This is a genomic window from Pseudomonas sp. TNT2022 ID1044 (assembly GCF_028656895.1).
GTDB classification, from domain to species: Bacteria; Pseudomonadota; Gammaproteobacteria; order Pseudomonadales; family Pseudomonadaceae; genus Aquipseudomonas; species Aquipseudomonas reinekei.
In genome coordinates this window covers 337,554-355,047 of record NZ_JAMDHB010000009.1, presented here as the reverse complement: position 1 = coordinate 355,047, position 17,494 = coordinate 337,554, and the positions used below count along the sequence as shown (strand labels likewise).

Here is a 17,494-nt window from a genome sequence, read left to right as displayed (position 1 = left end):
TACCCCTGAATAACAAGAGTGAAGCCTGCATGAACCTGCCCTCCCCGATCCGCGTTGCCCTGGTCGACGATCACTCCCTGGTCCGCGATGGCATCAAGGCGCTGCTGGCCGTCATGTCGCCACTGGAAATGGTCGGCGAAGCGGAAAACGGCGCACAGGCCATCGAGATGGTTGGGCGCTGTAAGCCGGACCTGCTGCTGGTGGACATCAGCCTGCCGGACATGAACGGCCTGGAGCTGACCCGCGTGCTGCGCAGTCAGTACCCGTCGCTCAAGGTGCTGATGCTGAGCATGTACGACAATTACGAATACGTCAGTGAGTCGGTGCGTTCCGGCGCCAGTGGCTACGTATTGAAGAACGCCCCGTCACGGGAAATCATCGCCGCCATCGAAGCCATCACCAGCGGCGGAACCTTCTACAGCGCCGAAATCGCCCAACGCTTGATCGCCGACAGGAACACTGACAACGAGCTGACCCCAAGGGAAAGCCAGGTACTCGCCAAAATGGCGCAAGGCTTGAACAACAAGGAAATGGCCCGGGAACTGGACATCAGCGTCCGTACGGTGGAAACCCATCGCCTGAGCATCCGGCGCAAACTCAACATCGACAAACCGGCGGCGCTGGTCAAATACGCCCTCGATCACGGGCTTATTTCTCGCTAACCCAAAGAACCCCGCAGGCGCGGGCTTGCTCGAGGCATCGAAATCGACTGGCCTTGCCACAAGAAGTGTTTCTGCTCGATCACGCCATTAACAACGGACTGCTTACCGACCCGCCGTCCCAGGCTGTCGTATCGATAAAAACCGCTGCTTTCCAGCTTGCCGTTAACCAGCGTCTCGGCCTTGACCAAGCGGTTTTCGCAGTCATAAACAAACGTCTGCAGTTTGCCTATGCCACTGCGCTTTTCAATCAGGTTGCCCCACGCATCGTAGGCATATTCCTGATCCCGCCAGCGTTTGAGACGGTTATCTTTGACGTGATCGAACTGGCTGGTGTTGAAATTCAGCCGGTTCGCTGCGGCGTCGTAGCGGAATTCTTCGCTGTCGACAAGCTTGCCGGTGTCGCGGCTGTGCAGCTGGCCGTTGGCTTCGTATTCGTACTTGATCTCGCCGCGCAGTTTGTCGAGGGTGCGGATCAGTTCGCCGGCCGGGTCGTACTGGTGACGGCGGTGGATCGGGTTGTAGGCGTGCTCCACCAGCAGGTCGGGCTGGATGCCAGGGTTGTGAATTTTTGAGAGCTTTTCCGCTGGCAGGCGCGAGGCGAACTGCCAACTCTTGCGGCCCAAGGCGTCGTAGCCGAAGCAGCTGGTGAGTGCGTCTTGGGTACGCAGGACTTCGCGGTGCAGGTCGTCGCGCTCCTGCGAATCGTGGCAATCATTTGGTTCCTTATCAACTTGATATGCAACCTCACCACGCGTCTAATTTCGCTTGAATTCTACTAGAAGCCGGTGAGGTACACGTCACTCGTCCGCAGCATTAAAGATCTTTAATAGCCTGCCTGACAGAGTCACAAAAAAAATCTTCAAAACTTTTGAAAATGACATTTTTATCACCATCTCTTTTAAATGAAAGCTCCGTCTCCACCACTACAGGCTCTCCTGCCTCTCCAATTATAGAAGTATCAATTGAATATATAGGACCATACCCTGAAGACTTAATAACAATCATTCCATTATCGGCATCACCAAGAGATCGTGCGTTTTTTGTAGCAAATAAAACGCTAGGAATTGCGGTTGCGGCCAACCCGCTCTTAGTAACCCCATAGTACGTCTCACCGGCAAATGACAGAGCACCAAACTTCTGAAGAAACAGCTTGTACGAATTCGGAAAACTAACTCCCAGTTCTTTTTCGAACTCAGATATCATGGAGTCACTAGCGCCACCTGCATATGCAGGATCTTCACCAGACGCATTAATCTCAGCCTCAATCATATCAATATAGCTCATACTTCAGACTCCGAAATCCAATGATCTTTCCTTCCAGTAACTTTTTTTCCATGTATTAAACGGCCCACGATTCATACTCTTGGGGGCGCTATTATAAAGCCGCCTAACACCATCCGACCCAACCCAACTTTTATCCCACTGATTAGAGTACATATGCAGCACTCGATCATTTTTTGAGTGAAAACTGCTGAGAATTTCTGCCATTGAGCCAGGCTCGTCCTGGGTAAGGTGGTGGAGATTCACTTCGCTTCCGTCTTTTCCTATTGGCGCATCCCCTTTGCTCATCCTTTGAACGTTTGTCCTTCCCAAATCATCAACGTAGTTCGGATCAAAAATATCATTTCTTTGGTACACCTTTCGACCGGCTACGTTTTTAGCAGCCCAGCAGCTCCACCCCAATGGATCGGTCCAACTACCTGTGTTCGGAGCATAGCGATACAGGTTAAACCCGCCAGATAACCCAATCGGATCCTGCGTAACAAACCGCCCCACCTCCGGATCGTAATACCGAAACGTGTTGTAGTGCAGCCCCGTCTCATCGTCAAAATACTGCCCCTGAAACCTCAGGTTCTGCTCGACGTCATTAACCGTCAGCTTCTCAACCGACCCCCACGCTTTGTACGTCGCCTGCCAGACAATCTGCCCTTCTCGGTCCGTCATCTCCAGCGGCGTACCAATCTGGTCGGTATGGAAGTAATAAAGCTTTTGCTCCTCACCTTCCGCCTGGTCGACGCGAGCCAGAGGCGCATAACTACCCGGCTCATACAGATACAGACTGCTCTGCCCCGGACTTTCCTCCCGCAGCATCCGCAGGCCTTGCCACAAGAAGTGTTTCTGCTCGGTCACGCCATTAACAACGGACTGCTTACCGACCCGCCGTCCCAGGCTGTCGTATCGATAAAAACCGCTGCTTTCCAGCTTGCCGTTAACCAGCGTCTCGGCCTTGACCAAGCGGTTTTCGCAGTCATAAACAAACGTCTGCAGTTTGCCCATGCCACTGCGTTTTTCGATCAGGTTGCCCCACGCATCGTAGGCATATTCCTGATCCCGCCAGCGTTTGAGACGGTTATCTTTGACGTGGTCAAACTGGCTGGTGTTGAAGTTCAGCCGGTTCGCTGCGGCGTCGTAGCGGAATTCTTCGCTGTCGACAAGCTTGCCGGTGTCGCGGCTGTGCAACTGGCCGTTGGCTTCGTATTCGTACTTGATCTCGCCGCGCAGCTTGTCGAGGGTGCGGGTCAACTCGCCGGCCGGGTCGTACTGGTGACGGCGGTGGATCGGGTTGTAGGCGTGCTCCACCAGCAGGTCGGGCTGGATGCCAGGGTTGTGAATTTTTGAGAGTTTTTCCGCTGGCAGACGCGAGGCGAACTGCCAGCTCTTGCGGCCCATGGCGTCGTAGCCGAAGCAGCTGGTGAGTGCGCCTTGGGTGCGCAGGACTTCGCGGTGCAGGTCGTCGCGCTCGATGTCGCTGATCAGCTGACCGTCGAGGTTGAGTTGGTGCAGGTGGCCGCTGCCGTAGTACAGGTGATTAAGGTGTTGGCCGGTGGGCAACGTCAGGGTGGTGAGGTTGCTCAATGGATCGTATTCGTAGGACAAGGCGCCTTGCGCCGTGGTCTCCTGGATCAGACGGCCGAGCAGGTCGTAGGAGAATTCGAGCGTTTCCTCACTGACGCCGATTTGCTTGCCTTGCGCGGTCGGGAGGCGCTGGATCGACAGCAATCGATCGCCGTCGTCATACGCATAATCCTGACGGGCGTCGGCATTGAGCTTGGCCAGCAGCCGGCCAATGCTGTCGCGCTCGAACTCGGTACGGCGTTGTGGCCGTTCACCGCGTTCGCCGTAGCCCGTTTCATCCACTTGCGTCAGATGCCCGCCGAGGTTGTAGCTGAAGCGCCGGGTCAGGTTGTCGATGCGTTTTTCTTCGACCAACCGGTCGGACGCATCGTAGGCAAACTGGTACGCCGCGTTGTTTTCGTTGACCAGTGCAGTCAGGCGAATCGCCGGGTCGTATTCGTAGCGGATGCGCTGGCCCTTCGCATCCTGCCGGCTGCTCGGCAAGCCACGGGCGGTGCGCAGCAGGCGCGTGGTCTGGCCTTTGCCGTCAGTGTGCGTCAGCACCTGGCCGAGGGCGTTGTAGGTGAACGATTCGGCGCTGCCGTCCGGGTGCTGGATGCGCAGCACTTCGCCGTCGGGTTTGCGTTCCAGTGTGGTGGTCTGCCCCAACGCGTCGGTGACAGCGACCAGGTGCTGGCGTTCGTCGAAGCGATAGGTGGTGGTTTTACCCGAGCAATCCTGAAAGCGCTCGACTTGGGCCAGAGTGTTCCACCACAGGTATTTGGATTTGCCGGTCGCATCGATGATGGTGTGTGGCAGGCCGTCGTCACCGTTCAGGTACTCGGTGGTGTGACCGAGGGCGTCGATTTCGGCGATGAGGTTGCCCTTGTCGTCGTAGCGGGCCTGCCAGGTGCTGCCGTCCGGGTAGTCGACCTGCGTGACCAGCGTAGTCAGGTGGTGATAGCGGTATTTGATCGCGCGCCCGAGCGGATCGGTCTCTTCGAGCAGGCGTGAGTATTCGTCGTACTTGAGGGTGAGCCGGTTGCCATCAGGCAATGTCAGGCCCGTCATGTTGCCGCTGTCATCAATGTCGATGACGTAGTGCTCGCCACCGAAATCGCGACTGGAGGTGACGCGATGATCGGCGTTGTAATGAATCTCCGCTTCGCGCCCGAGCACATCGGTGATCCGCGTGGTTCGGGCCTTGATGTCGTAGCGGAACTGGTAACGTTCGCCATCGCTGGTCCAGTGCTCCACCACGCGTGGCTGGCCGCCAATCTGTTCCCAACGATAGTTACAGGTCAGGCCCAAGGCATTGCTATGACTGGCCATCACGCCATCGACATAGCTGAAACGGCGTACCGAATCGCCGTTGCGGTTGATTACTTCATTGAGCTGGCCATGGTCGTCGTAGCGGTACTGCACCAGGGTTTCAACGGCCTGGTTGTCGACCACGCGTCTGACGTCGGTCAGGCGACCCAGCGGGTTGTCGTAATGCAGGTGCACCCGCACGCCACCGGTGGCGCTGATATCGGTAAGCGTGCCCTCGGCGGTGCGGGTGAAATGCAGGAAATGGCCCAGTGCATTTTCGATGCGTTGCAGCGGCACGGGGATGTTGTCGTCCGCCACTTCACCGAAGTAGAAGAAGGTGTTGTCGAGGGTTTGCAGCAGGTAATGGCCACCTTCGGTGCGGACCAGATGCACCTGCTCGTGGGGGTTGTAGATGCGTTCCCCCGGTTGCACGTCGACGAATGGAACACCGCGGCCCTGATTGTCGGTGAGATAAACGAAAGCACCACTGCGACGCAGGCTCTGCTCCCAGGGCAAGACCCAACCCTTGCCAAGCACGCTGTCGACGCTCAGGTCGCTGGCATAGAAACGCGACCATTGAATGGGCATCAGGCCCGGGAGGCTGAAGTCGGTTTCGTCGGTGATGACCTTGCGGCCGGTGGTGGCGTCGACCGGATTACCGACCAGGCCACCCACCGCACGCTCGATCGCAGGCCCCACGACGTAACGCGAAGCGACCTCGCCGGCGACGAACCCGGCGGTGAATTTCAGCACGCAGGGCATGACCGCTTTCATGCCGGCCTGGGTTCCGGCCTTGATCAACTGGGCAATACCACCCGCCGCACCCGCGACCGCCATCAGAATGTCGACCGTGGTCCGCAGCCAACCGGGAATTTCGTCGTCCACCGGCAGGTAGCGATAGGTTCCGCCACCGATGAAGACATTGTCCGAACCGCTCGAGAGCGTTGCGCCGCAGGTCAGCTTGTCACCCTTGCGGGCGGCCGCAGTGCCGTTGATGAAGACGTTGGTCGAACCCTCGGCGACCTTCACCGGGCCGGGATGCTTGTCGCAGGCGCCGGTGCTTTTCTCCACATGAGCCGCTTTGCGACTGTTGATGAAGACATTGGGCGACGCGGTGACGATGGTCCCCGCGGGCGAAGAAAACATGCTGCCTATCTTCTCTCCGGCCGCGGTGAGCAGGCTACCTCCGACGCCTGCAAGTAAACCCGCCAACAATGCCACACCAAACCCACAGGTGAACGTCGCGATCGCCACCGTGGCGATCAGCGCGATACCCAGTGCTGCACCGATGAGAAACCCGCCCAACGCACTGGTGTGCGACAGTTCATCACCAAACCTTGCGGCTTCAAACATGACCGTTACTCCTGGGGGCTGGAGTCGGTCATCGGGGCGCCCGGCTGGCGAGGTTGAAAGCTCGCCAGCAGGTCCATCCAGTTCTGGTTCTGCTCGCTGCTGAAGTCAGCCTGGGCGGTGGTGGAGAAAATGATCGCGCGATCAGGGGCAATCAGAAACGCTGCCTGACGCTGGTAGAACGGTCGGCCATCGGTCATGTAATACGCATCGATCTGCACGCCGTCGATTGGCGCGGTGGTCGACAGCGCTACGGCTTTTTTGCCCAGTAGCGTGTAGCCGCGCAGCTTGGATGCGAGCATTTTGATCTGACGCTCGACGTAGGCTTTGAGCGCCTCGCCGGGCAGCAATGTGTCCCGGGAAATGGTGATGCTCAACGGCGCGGGAATGCTTGCCCCCAGCACAAACATGTTAACGGTTCGATCCTGGAAACCCTGTGGCAACACAATGCTGCCTTCCTGCAACTCATAATCCATGTGATGTAAATTCCTGAATTCAAAAAATGGGCATTTCAGCGGGCCGCGAGGCCATCGAGCATGCCGTCAAAATCAACCAGCCAGAGACTGAGCGCGGGTCTGGCCGGATCAATCTCGCAACCGATGCTCAGCCATTGCATATCTTCACGTCCGGCGACCGGCACAAGCGCCCCGACCAGACGCGCGTGTCGATCGGCATGGCCGCTCTTGAAATGCAGATCCGCCGACTTCGCCGCACTGCCGGCCACGTTGACATCGCGCTGGCGGATGATGCGCACGTCCGGATGATCCTCGCGAAACGCCTGCAACGCGGCCTCGAAAAGCTGCTCCAGTGTCTGCCCCTGTTGCACATCGCGTCGCTTGATCGTCAGGCTGACCGGCTCGCCTTCGTGCTCGACGGTGGTCTGGATCTCACGGAAATGGAACCCCGCCGGGAATGCCAGATTGAAACCCGCGAAGGTGAAATGGCTGGGCGTGTCTTGCAGCGCCACAACAGGCGCGGGTTCCGGCTCGGGCTCAGGCTGGGCGAGAACCGCGTTCTGTTGGGCAAGGCGTTCAGCCTCCTCCTGCGCAATACGCTTTTCGGAAATGCGATCGTAGAGACTGACTCTGGTCATGGCGCCGTTACCTCAATCATTGACCCTGACCTCGGAGCCGGTGATCTGGGTCGTGCCGGTGCTCGTCGTAGTGATCGCCTTGCCTTTGATCTCGATGCCGTCCGGCGTGAGGATGATGCTGCTCTCCCCTACCTGAAGAATGATGTGTTGCTTGGCGTTGACCTGAATGAACTGGTTGTCGACCTGAATTGTCAGCGACCCTTCCTGGACGTTCATCACCGTGTCTTTCTTGATCGTTTCAGTGTGCGTGCCACCCACCGTGATCGTGCGGTTGCTGCCGACACTGTGGCTCTCGTCGACCTCGATCTCGGTGTCCATGTTGCGCTCGGCATGCATGATGATCTGCTCGGCACCGGCCTTGTCTTCGAAGCGGAAGAAGTTCGCCGTACCGCCGTCGCCTTTCATCGACCGGGTCAGGAAACCACTTTGCGTCTTGTTGGCCGGCAACGACCAAGGCGGCGTGTTCTGGCTGTTGTAGAGGCTGCCCATGACCAGCGGGCGATCTGGATCACCATCAAGGAAAGACACGACTACCTCGTCGCCAACCCGAGGAATCAAGACACTGCCGAAACCGCCACTGGCTCCGGATTGTGCGACACGGACCCAACAGGAACTCTTGTCGTTGAACTCCCCGTAGCGATCCCAGTGAAACTGCACTTTTACCCGGCCCAGTTCATCGGTGTAGATTTCTTCACCCGGTGGGCCGACGACGATCGCGGTTTGTGGGCCATTAATAGATGGTTTACGCGTGGTCAGTTGGGGACGGTAGGTGATCTTACTACGCACGCAAACAAATTTGTTCAGATAACCAGCTTGATCGCCGGTCATATAATTATTGCTACCGCTGTGTTCAACGCTGATGAGCAAAAACTGTCGATTCTCAGCAGAGCCCAGATCGTGTTCGTAGTGCTGCGTCAACTCAAAGGTGAAACCCGGCTTCATGGCGCGACAGTTGCTGTCGCCATAAAACGTTTTTCCGAGTAACTCCAACGCCTCGACCCGATTTCGCACAAATGCTTCACCGTCTTCATAGGAGCCGTGAGTGTACTGTCCGGGAAAGTCGTAGACTTCAAATTTTTCAACATTCCCTTGTTGATTGAGGCTCTGCATGGTGACAGGTAAGAAGTTCCGCGGCTGTCGGTAATCAAAAGTACGCACAGCGATCTTGCCTGACTGCAACTGACGAGTTGCGCTCCAACGAGTGATCGAGTCTGCCGTTTCTGTCACCGATGCGCTGTGAAAACGAATCTGTGGTTGCTCGGGTAATGGATCTAAAGTTCTGGAGTTATCCGCGATAACCATTAGGTGCGAGTCAGCAGTATGTTCAAAATAGTAAAACAACCCCTCGCTCTCAAGCAGTCGCTGTACAAAATTGAAGTCACTTTCGCGATACTGAGTAATGAAACTGCGCTGCTTGAGTGTTTTGCTCAGGCGAAACTCAAATTTCGGCAAAGTACCAAAATTACCAAAAACGTCGACGAGCACGTCTTGTACCGTCTTGTCCTGAAAAATCCGTGAATCAAATCGGCAGGTAAGCATCCACAACCATGGTCCCAGCACCGCACCGTAGCGAATGACTCCACCATCGCTGCCTTTACTACTGAAACGATTGATGTATCCGTTTAAATAACGTGTAGAACCATCCGCGAGCTCAATTTCAACCGTTGCGAGACGGCCGATCAAAGATTTTAGCTTTACATCCGCCCGGTGGCTTAACAGACCTAGATCAAACTGGAAAGGCTTCGATAATGCTTCAGTTCCGGAGAAGTATTCCAGCAGCAGTTCTTCGTCTCCGGGCTGGGCAAACGTGTTGAGTTTGAAGAGCCGTTTATTTTGCGGGCTCATCATCGCAAGCAAGTCCATTAACATTTCACTCTCCTTGAAACTGAAGTCTGATAAATCTCAACGATCAATATTTGCAGTGAACATCCGACCAATCAAAGAGGAAGCGCGCTTTTTACGAATCTCTTCAATATTCATAAATGTAAAACAAGAACCTTCTCGCGCCTCCTGCTCCTTCAGGGTTCTTAACGCAGATATACTGGAACGGTGATAAAACAGCATAAACAACGATATGACAATAAAAAGAAACACCAGCATTGAAGTCGACGACTTATATGCGTAAAAAACTGGATAGGTTAAAGAGCCCAAAGCAGCGCCAACCACACCTAATAACCAATGATTTTCCTGGATAGCCCCTATCACCTCGACCCGCTGCCCTCGAACGACTAAAGGGCTATGACCTCCACGCCACCGGTATAGGAAGCCATAGACAATCAAGGACAAGAATACGGGAACGAAACTTATAAAAACAGCTAACGGAGCATTCAACTTTAATTGCTTATAGCAAGTCACCAACGCAGCGACAAATGCAAAACCAGGCGCAATGGCAAGATTGGTAAATAGCCGAAGGCTAGCGTATTTGGTGAACCTTTCCGTCCGATAAGCACAATTTATGCACCAATACGTTAACCATAGGACAGCAAAAACTGCAGGCAAAGTCATAATTTCCGGCAGAATCCCAATCGAGAATGCAGCCAGCAAAGAAAACAAAAACCAAGTACCGAACACCGTGGACAAAAACCGCTGAGACTCAACACTAAACATAGTCAATCCTTCCCCAAAAGAACATCTCCGAAAGAAGTCCCCCAACCTGTAACTTCATCACTCATGACCACCTGTATCAACAAGCCTGCTCCAATACCCAACGCAATCACCACAACTGCAGGGGCACTAACGGTTGCACCAATAATTACACCACTGGCAAAAACCAAACCATTGGTAGGCTGACTGTAAGCAGTTTTTTCAAGGAATTCATCGGTACTCTCTGAACTTCTAATATCCATGACGAGTTGGGGACCAAATGCAAGCAGCGGCCCAGCTGCATTGCCAACAAGTACGCGACCCACGCCCCTTTGACCATACGCAGCGGCATCAACATGACTTGTCGCCCGCAACGCCTTGGCTGCGTTATGAGTAGGTATATGAATGGCATCACCCACTACTTTGCCAGCGACTCTATAGATACTGGCTTTAGCTGATGCCGGTATTTCGAGATAAAGCGCACCCGCTATTCGAACAACTTTAATTCGCCCACGAAATGTTTTCTTTGCTGAGACACTACCAGATTTGCCACGCGAGGCAATCCATTTTTTAAGTTGCTTCCTAGTTGATTTATCAATATCAAGAAGGTCTTCAACCTTGGCTGCTCGCGAGCCAGCATGAATAAGCCCCCCAACACTTGCCAAGGTACCGGGCAGGTTCGCCGGTGAAAACAGCAATGGTCCAACTACAGGAATTGAAACTGCCTTTTTCTGTATCTTTGCAAATTGCTCTGCCGTGACATTTACAGCCTTTTTCAGTTTAGCAATAAGGGAGATCAGCAGTATCCAGTATTCCTCATATTCGTCTTCACTCAACTCTGCCTCAGGTGAACTCAATTCCTTTATGAGGAACTCAGCAGCACTCAGATCATCGGTAGAGTAGAGCCCTCCGATAGCCAATGAAGAAGGAAACGCTCGGGAAGCAATTTCACTTGGCCATGGTAGTGCCCCCTCACCTAACAACCCATCGTGGGGGCCAACACCCATTGGATCGGCGGCCGTACAGGGATAAAGTCCATTATTCATGCAACAGCTCCTTTAAAAAGTGAAAATCCCTGGATCCTGCGCGGTCGCACATCTGATTATTTCGCTTTTGAAATACTTTCAAACCCTGTCATGGCTCAGCTTGCCGCAATGACAATCGCAAAAATCTCAAGCCCCTCCTGACCGCCAAAGATCACCAGAATCGGTTATTGTTCGGTAGGTAGCGGGGGAATCGAAGGCGGTTAGCTGATTTTTCTGGGCGGTCAACTGCCCGCTATCATTCGTTGCATCCTGCAAAAATTGGCCTCAAGTCAGCGATGGAAACCTCTTGAAAGTTCTTTGTCAAGGTAACGAAACACTTCTCAGTGATGGCAATTTGCCTGTTTTATTTTAATTTTCGGTCAGTGCACCCTGCACTTCAGACGCTTGCCACGTAAGGCGAGTAGACAGGCTTACAGGGAGTTCGTCATGAGTTTGAGTGATACACAACTCGATCAGCTGGGCCGTGACATGGACAGCAATCAACATGAAATGGTCGTTCTGAACATGGATGACGCAAACGCGTTGATAGCACAACGAAACGGCACCGCAGATACTGGCACCCAGCCACCAACCATGTGCTCCAGGACCCAACCGGAAATGCTGGATGGTCTTTGGGGCAACACGCAATCAATCTACAACGCGACCGTACATTCTTTCGTCAATACGAACTGGGGAGTACCGGCAGCGTTGGGCGCCTATGATGCGTACAACGTTGGCCGCTTGCTCAGTGACATTGGCGGAATTGGAACCAAGATTCGCGTCTTAATTAAAAACGGAAAGCGATATGTCGTTTTAACTGGATATCCGGGGTTGCGGAACCGCTTGAAAGGAACTCGTTACGGGATTCGAAATGCTCAGTTAGTTGAGGTTGGAATAGGCAAATATGGGATTCGAGGATCTTCAGTAAAAGGCTTTAAACTTTCTTGCTATGTCGCGGTTGGCATTGAAGTATTGGAATGGGTATTTAATGACGAGGCTGTACTTTCTGATCTTTTTGCAGGCGTTGGCGTTGAGTTAATTAAAGCAGGGATAGCGACTGCGATTGGGTATGCGGCTGCAATGGCGGCAGGGGCGCTTTTTACCGCCGCCGCATTTCCGGTCGCAGTTGGAGCGGTGGTGTGTAACTCCTGGAATCAATGTTCGGGCAACCACCGCGTTAACGCTCTGGTAGTCAGGAACCTGTCGACTGGCGCAGGGACCCCATCCATTTAAACAACCGGCCTAGCCACCAGCGGCTGCGGGCTTCGCGTATTTCTTCAATCTTCATAAATGTATAAGGCACTGGCATATTACGTTCTTCGATATAGAGTGTACGCAGACCTCGAATAATGTGACGTGACAAAACCGAAATAGCCACTGAGCACCCAGTACATATTAATACTGCAAGTACATTGCTCGCCTGGGCATCTACCGACTTAAAAAAAACCCCACTTGCGAGCACTGAAACACCTACTATCAATCCGACGTTATAGCTTGTTTTTTTCTGCTGCCGCCCTCGCGTGATTACTCTATTCCCTTTACATTCGAAAGGAAAAAAAGCTGTTTCCCCAACAAGTATTATGACAACGGTTAAAACTACAGCTATCGCAGGAACCAAGCCTAGCAGCACAGCAAATACATTTCCTGCACCTAAGACTGCCGAAGCAGTAAAATAAGCTACCGTACAGGCTAAATAGGCAAACAGGCCCACTGCGAGCAGAAACAAGGAAGACATATACAATACAAATCGCTCACAACAGTAAATTAGATATAAAACAAAGCCTAGAAAAACAACAACAAAAATCAGATATACCCACCAAAAATAGCTTAAGCTTGACGGACCAAAGACACCAAACAGAGCGGCGGAAAAAAACATTATCCAGCCGCCTTTCTTTAAACTGTGAGAATCAATCATATTTAGTATTCATTTTGAAAAAATATCGCCAATTTTTTTATCAGCCCCTGTACTGCTCATAACCGCCAGCGTGGCAAGCCCAGCGCCCCAGCCAATCAAAACAATTAGCACTAAAGGAGCTGCACCTAGTGCGGCAGCTCCTAAATAAAAACTTACCGCCATGGTCGCCGCAGTACCAACTGCAAACGAAGCAACATTAGTAGGCTGGCTATATGCAGACTTTGTATAAAATTCACCCATAGATGCCGAACTTGTATAGTCAAAATAAGCCTGCGGCCCAACGGCCAAAGCAAAACCGACCGTATTACCCGTCATGAGCTTCAGCCCGCCTGCCGCTCCGCTGGAATGCAACATTGCACTCCTGTTCAATGCAGCCTTCGTTCCATAAACCGGAAGATGAGCAGCTTGCTGCCCTACCTGACCAAGTACCTTGTAACTCTGCGCTTGGGCGGTTATAGGCACTTCAAAATGCAATTGACCCGCAATCCGAATCAGTTTTATCCGGCCCTTGAAGGCTTTTTTAGCTGAGGTTGAATTCGCTGTTCCACGACTATTGGCCCACTTGATGAGGTTTTTCTTGTCGGCAGCGGAGAGATCCAGCAAGTCTATAACCGACTTCGACTTGGAAAATGCAGCTACGCTGGTGCCTGCACTGGCCAACGTGCCCGGCAAGTTGGCCGGGGAGAACATCAAAGGACCTATCTCCGGGATGGCCTCTGCAGTTCTCTGTAATTCTTTCAGAGCTTCAACAGTAATGTCCATTGCAACCGACAGCTTCCTGATTAGCGAGCGCAGCAGCTGCACGGACTCTTGTGTTTCACTGGGTGACATATCCGACTCAGGCGAAGCCAACTCATGCGCAAGAAACATCGCTGCGTTGTAATCGTTTGTCGCGTAATAACCGGCAAAATTTTGCGGCGCCGGGAAAGACCGCGAAGCGATCTCACTGGGAAATGAAAGACTGCCGCCACCAATCAATCCGGCTTGTTGACGCGTTCCGCGCGGGTTCGCAACTGTACAGGGTAAATACCTTTCGTCCATGTTCCCTCTCCTCTTACCGCCTTCCCGAAAAAAACTTTCGGCAGAACCCGCTACGCGCCACAACAACTGACCTGCACTTCATGAGCCATACTCATGCGGGCTGTATCTGCGTACTAACACAATCTATAAAACTGCATTCGCGCCCGCTGCCCTGAATGACGCTGCGGCTCCTACCCTGTCGGAAAGTGCCGTAGGAATTCAGAAAAATTGAACTACGTCACACTTTTTCAAGAGCGATCCGAGCACGTGCGAAAGGAAGCATCCATGCAATACACAGTGTCAAGCCGGTATTTTTTACTCCGGAAATTATTCGCCCAAGTGCTGGCACGTCAATCTTGCTTCGGTATCGCTTCTCCCTTGATCACTGCAAAGCGTCAAACTACTGACATCAGATGAACCGGTTCACCTTTTTTAAAATTATTTTCAGTTAAAAATTGGATCCATGGCCTCTCTGAAACCATTGAATTGACTGGCTTTCGGAACTGTCTGACAGACACATCCATCAAGTAGTGGCAAGCGGACATCATTGCGGCGTGTAACAAAAACGAGAAAAAATCCGCCGCCGAATGAACTTTTCGATACGACGTGTTGCCATACACGACGTTACTGGCAACTCAATATCCATATGCCAGCATCGCACTCCCGGTTATTCCCGGCAGTGTGTTTCCGTGATGACGAACATCAGTAATTAACCTCTCGTGGATCGATGTCCATGGAGAATCAAGTCACTCGACATGCTCCGGTTTTTATCCAGGAAGGCGTGGAGTGTTCAAGGACGATGTACCGATGACTCAAGCGTTTTTTGATGTTGAAGCATTGATCAAGCTGCGAAGCCAGACCCGGGCCATTTCCGATGCGCTGAAGGCGCAGGCCTCGGATTATCTGGCGACCCTGGCTTTGCTGATTCGTCCGCAGACGTTTTTCGGTGAGTACCTGCAGGGTGCGCAACGCAGCAGCGGGCGCGAGACCCAGCACCATTTCAAGGAGCTCAAGGAGCTCTACGACCGCATCGGCTCGACCGCTCCATTCCAGTTGGTCAATGAGCTCGAAGTGCCCCTCAACCTGCTCAGTACCACCCCGCAATTGTTTGCGCTGGAGTACGACAAGGTGCTGAGCGCAAGCGGTCAGACCATTCGCATCACCAGCCCCGTGCGCTGGGTGGTCGGGTTCAGTTCTTTCGACCTGGCCCGCTTCCGCGCCATCATCAAAGACCCCAATCGCAGCAGCGCCGAGTTGTACCGCTTCGTGGTGCATTACCTGGTGCTGTTCTACTGCCTGAGCAAATCGCCCGGCATCAGCCGCTTGCTCGAAGGCTTGCGTTTCCCCGTCAGTTTCGAACGCTTGAAGGAGTTCGGCGACCTGCCCTTCTGCGTCATCAGCTCGCCGGTTCGCTCGCAGTTGCCCGACGAGGCCGTGATCCGCAGCAGCACCCAGATTGCCGGCAACACCAGTTTCGAAGAGCTGGTGGGGCACGCCAACATCATGGAAATGAACGATGAAATCCGTCAGCGCCTGCTGCTGACGATCGAAGGAATGTAACGCGCTCGGCCAACCATTGAACCGACACGCAAACGACTTGCAGCGAATTGTTCGCACAGGAGATCACGATGGCGAAGAAGGAAAGTACCCAGCACAAACTCGACCGCGTTCGCGCGCCTCGGGTCCATATCACCTACGACGTGGATATCGGTGACGCTCAGGAAAAGAAAGAGCTGCCCTTTGTCGTCGGTGTGCTGGGCGATTTTTCCGGCAACCCGCTGGAGCCGCTGCCGAAGCTCAAGGAGCGCAAATTCATTTTCATCGACCGCGACAACTTCAACGGCGTGCTCAAGGGCATCAAGCCGCGCCTGACCTATCGCGTCGACAACACCCTGGCGAAAAACGGCACGCAGCTGGGTGTCGAGCTCAACTTCAACGCCCTCGAAGACTTCGAACCGCAGAACGTGGTCAAGCAGGTCGAGCCGCTGCGCAAGCTGCTGGAAGTGCGCAACAAGCTGGCGGACCTGCGCAACAAGATGGGCGGCAACGACAAGCTCGAAGAGCTGCTGATGGACGTGTTGCAGAACACCGAGAAGTTGAAAACCCTGGGCAAGGAATTCGGTCGCGAAGCCGCCATTCCAGCCACCGACGGCAAAGCGTAGGAGCCTGACGATGAACGACAAGCAAACCGTGACTCAACAGGACAGCGAACTGGTTGAAGTGGAAAACTTCACCGCGCAATCCTCGCTGCTCGACAGCATCATTTCGCAAAGCCGCGTCGCCCGCTCCGAAACCGAGCGCAGCCGTACCCGTGACCTGATTGGCGAGTTGGTCAACCAGATCCTTGAAGGCGAAATGACGCCGAGCAAGGACCTGATCGCCGTGCTCGATGCGCGCATCGCCGAAATCGACGCGATGCTTTCCGAGCAGATGAACGAGATCATGCACGCCAGTGAATTCCAGCAGCTGGAAGCGTCCTGGCGCGGCCTGAAGTATCAGGTCGACCAGACCGAAACCAGCACCACGCTGAAGATTCACTTGCTCAATGCGTCGAAAAAAGACCTGGTGCGCGATCTCAAGGCTGCCTCCGAATTCGACCAGAGCGCGCTGTTCAAGAAGATCTACGAAGAAGAGTACGGCACCTTCGGTGGTGCACCGTTCGGCATGCTGCTGGGTGACTATGAGTTCAACCGCAGCCCGGAAGACATGTACCTGCTCGAAGAGATTTCCCATGTCGCCGCGGCCGCCCATGCGCCGTTCATCTCGGCGGCCTCGCCTGAGCTGTTCGGCTGGGACTCGTTTACCGACATGTCCGGCCCACGGGATCTGGCGAAGATTTTCGATACCGTTGAATACGCCAAGTGGAAGTCGTTCCGCGCCTCCGAAGACTCGCGGTATGTCGGCCTGACCCTGCCCCACGTGCTCGGTCGCCTGCCTTACGGCCCGGATACCACGCCGGTCGAAGAATTCAACTTTGTCGAAAGTGTCGACGGACGCGACCACAACAAATACCTGTGGATGAACGCCGCCTACGCGCTGGGCACCCGGGTCACCGATGCGTTTTCCCGTTACGGCTGGTGCGTGGCCATCCGTGGTGTCGAAGGGGGTGGCCTGGTTGAAGGCTTGCCAACCCACACCTTCAAGACCGACGACGGCGAAATCGCCCTCAAGTGTCCGACCGAGATCGCCATCACCGACCGCCGCGAGAAAGAGCTGTCGGACCTCGGTTTCATTCCGCTGGTGCACTGCAAAGGCACCGACTACGCCGCGTTCTTCGGCACCCAGTCGGCGCAGAAGCAGAAGCAATACAACACCGACATCGCCAACGCCAACGCCCGGCTTTCCGCGCAATTGCAGTACATCTTCGCCACTTCGCGCATCGCGCACTACATGAAGGCGATCATGCGCGACAAGATCGGCAGCTTCGCCTCGCGCAAGGACGTCGAGCTGTTCCTCAACAAGTGGCTGTCGAGCTACGTGTTGCTGGACGACACCGCCAGCCAGGAAGCCAAGGCCAAGTTCCCGCTGCGCGAAGCCCGTGCCGAGGTGTTCGAAGTACCGGGCAAACCAGGCGTCTACAAGGCCGTGACGTACCTGCGCCCGCACTATCAACTGGACGAACTGACCGCGTCGTTGCGCCTGGTCGCTGAATTGCCGCAATCGACCCGCGGCTGATCGAGCACATTGCCAGGGAGGCAAT

The 17,494-nt window shown here is 54.2% G+C and carries 14 protein-coding genes and 1 pseudogene; 5 read left to right on the top strand and 10 right to left on the bottom strand.

The window, feature by feature from the left end:
- Positions 1–29 precede the first annotated feature (29 nt).
- Positions 30–662, top strand: a complete 633-nt coding sequence (locus tag M5G20_RS14560; RefSeq protein ID WP_075949495.1) for a response regulator — start codon at positions 30–32, stop codon at positions 660–662.
- Positions 663–712: 50 nt separating this feature from the next.
- Here the strand turns inward: M5G20_RS14560 and M5G20_RS14555 are convergent.
- The 8 genes and pseudogenes from M5G20_RS14555 to M5G20_RS14520 all read right to left on the bottom strand — a co-directional run.
- A pseudogene (locus M5G20_RS14555) lies at positions 713–1,357 on the bottom strand (RHS repeat domain-containing protein); the annotation flags it as partial.
- 118 nt (positions 1,358–1,475) lie between these two features.
- Positions 1,476–1,946, bottom strand: coding sequence for an SMI1/KNR4 family protein (locus tag M5G20_RS14550; protein ID WP_150736163.1), 471 nt, complete (start codon positions 1,944–1,946; stop codon positions 1,476–1,478).
- A gap of 3 nt (positions 1,947–1,949) precedes the next feature.
- Positions 1,950–6,161, bottom strand: a complete 4,212-nt coding sequence (locus M5G20_RS14545) for an RHS repeat-associated core domain-containing protein (protein ID WP_273919629.1) — start codon at positions 6,159–6,161, stop codon at positions 1,950–1,952.
- Between the two features lie 5 nt (positions 6,162–6,166).
- Positions 6,167–6,634: a DUF1795 domain-containing protein gene (locus tag M5G20_RS14540; protein ID WP_273919628.1), complete on the bottom strand. Its 468-nt coding sequence runs from the start codon at positions 6,632–6,634 to the stop codon at positions 6,167–6,169.
- 35 nt (positions 6,635–6,669) lie between these two features.
- On the bottom strand, positions 6,670–7,251 hold the full coding sequence (locus M5G20_RS14535; RefSeq protein ID WP_273919627.1) for a hypothetical protein: 582 nt from the start codon (positions 7,249–7,251) through the stop codon (positions 6,670–6,672).
- A 12-nt stretch (positions 7,252–7,263) separates the two neighbouring features.
- Positions 7,264–9,120: a type VI secretion system Vgr family protein gene (locus tag M5G20_RS14530; RefSeq protein WP_273919626.1), complete on the bottom strand. Its 1,857-nt coding sequence runs from the start codon at positions 9,118–9,120 to the stop codon at positions 7,264–7,266.
- 33 nt (positions 9,121–9,153) lie between these two features.
- A complete protein-coding gene (locus tag M5G20_RS14525) occupies positions 9,154–9,858 on the bottom strand; it encodes a hypothetical protein (RefSeq protein WP_150705102.1) in 705 nt (234 codons plus the stop codon).
- A 2-nt stretch (positions 9,859–9,860) separates the two neighbouring features.
- Entirely contained in the window at positions 9,861–10,880 is a 1,020-nt protein-coding gene (locus M5G20_RS14520; RefSeq protein WP_273919625.1) for a hypothetical protein, read from the bottom strand.
- 426 nt (positions 10,881–11,306) lie between these two features.
- Here M5G20_RS14520 and M5G20_RS14515 point away from each other — a divergent pair, with 426 nt between their 5' ends.
- Positions 11,307–12,092 carry a hypothetical protein gene (locus tag M5G20_RS14515; RefSeq protein ID WP_273919624.1) on the top strand — a complete coding sequence of 262 codons (786 nt, stop codon included), beginning with the start codon at positions 11,307–11,309 and terminating at the stop codon, positions 12,090–12,092.
- Here M5G20_RS14515 and M5G20_RS14510 read toward each other — a convergent pair.
- Both M5G20_RS14510 and M5G20_RS14505 read right to left on the bottom strand, forming a co-directional pair.
- Positions 12,052–12,774 (bottom strand): hypothetical protein, encoded by a 723-nt coding sequence (locus tag M5G20_RS14510; RefSeq protein WP_273919623.1) that lies wholly within the window; start codon positions 12,772–12,774, stop codon positions 12,052–12,054. The genes M5G20_RS14515 and M5G20_RS14510 overlap by 41 nt on opposite strands.
- Positions 12,775–12,783: 9 nt before the next feature.
- On the bottom strand, positions 12,784–13,815 hold the full coding sequence (locus M5G20_RS14505; RefSeq protein WP_273919622.1) for a hypothetical protein: 1,032 nt from the start codon (positions 13,813–13,815) through the stop codon (positions 12,784–12,786).
- Between the two features lie 786 nt (positions 13,816–14,601).
- On the opposite strand from M5G20_RS14505, the gene M5G20_RS14500 reads away from it, so the two are divergent.
- The 3 genes from M5G20_RS14500 to tssC all read left to right on the top strand — a co-directional run bounded on the left by M5G20_RS14500 (position 14,602) and on the right by tssC (position 17,469).
- Entirely contained in the window at positions 14,602–15,354 is a 753-nt protein-coding gene (locus M5G20_RS14500) for a hypothetical protein (protein WP_075949407.1), read from the top strand.
- Between the two features lie 68 nt (positions 15,355–15,422).
- Positions 15,423–15,956, top strand: coding sequence for a type VI secretion system contractile sheath small subunit (gene tssB / locus M5G20_RS14495; protein ID WP_273919621.1), 534 nt, complete (start codon positions 15,423–15,425; stop codon positions 15,954–15,956).
- A gap of 10 nt (positions 15,957–15,966) precedes the next feature.
- Entirely contained in the window at positions 15,967–17,469 is a 1,503-nt protein-coding gene (gene tssC, locus M5G20_RS14490; protein ID WP_075949369.1) for a type VI secretion system contractile sheath large subunit, read from the top strand.
- The last annotated feature ends 25 nt before the right edge of the window (positions 17,470–17,494 follow it).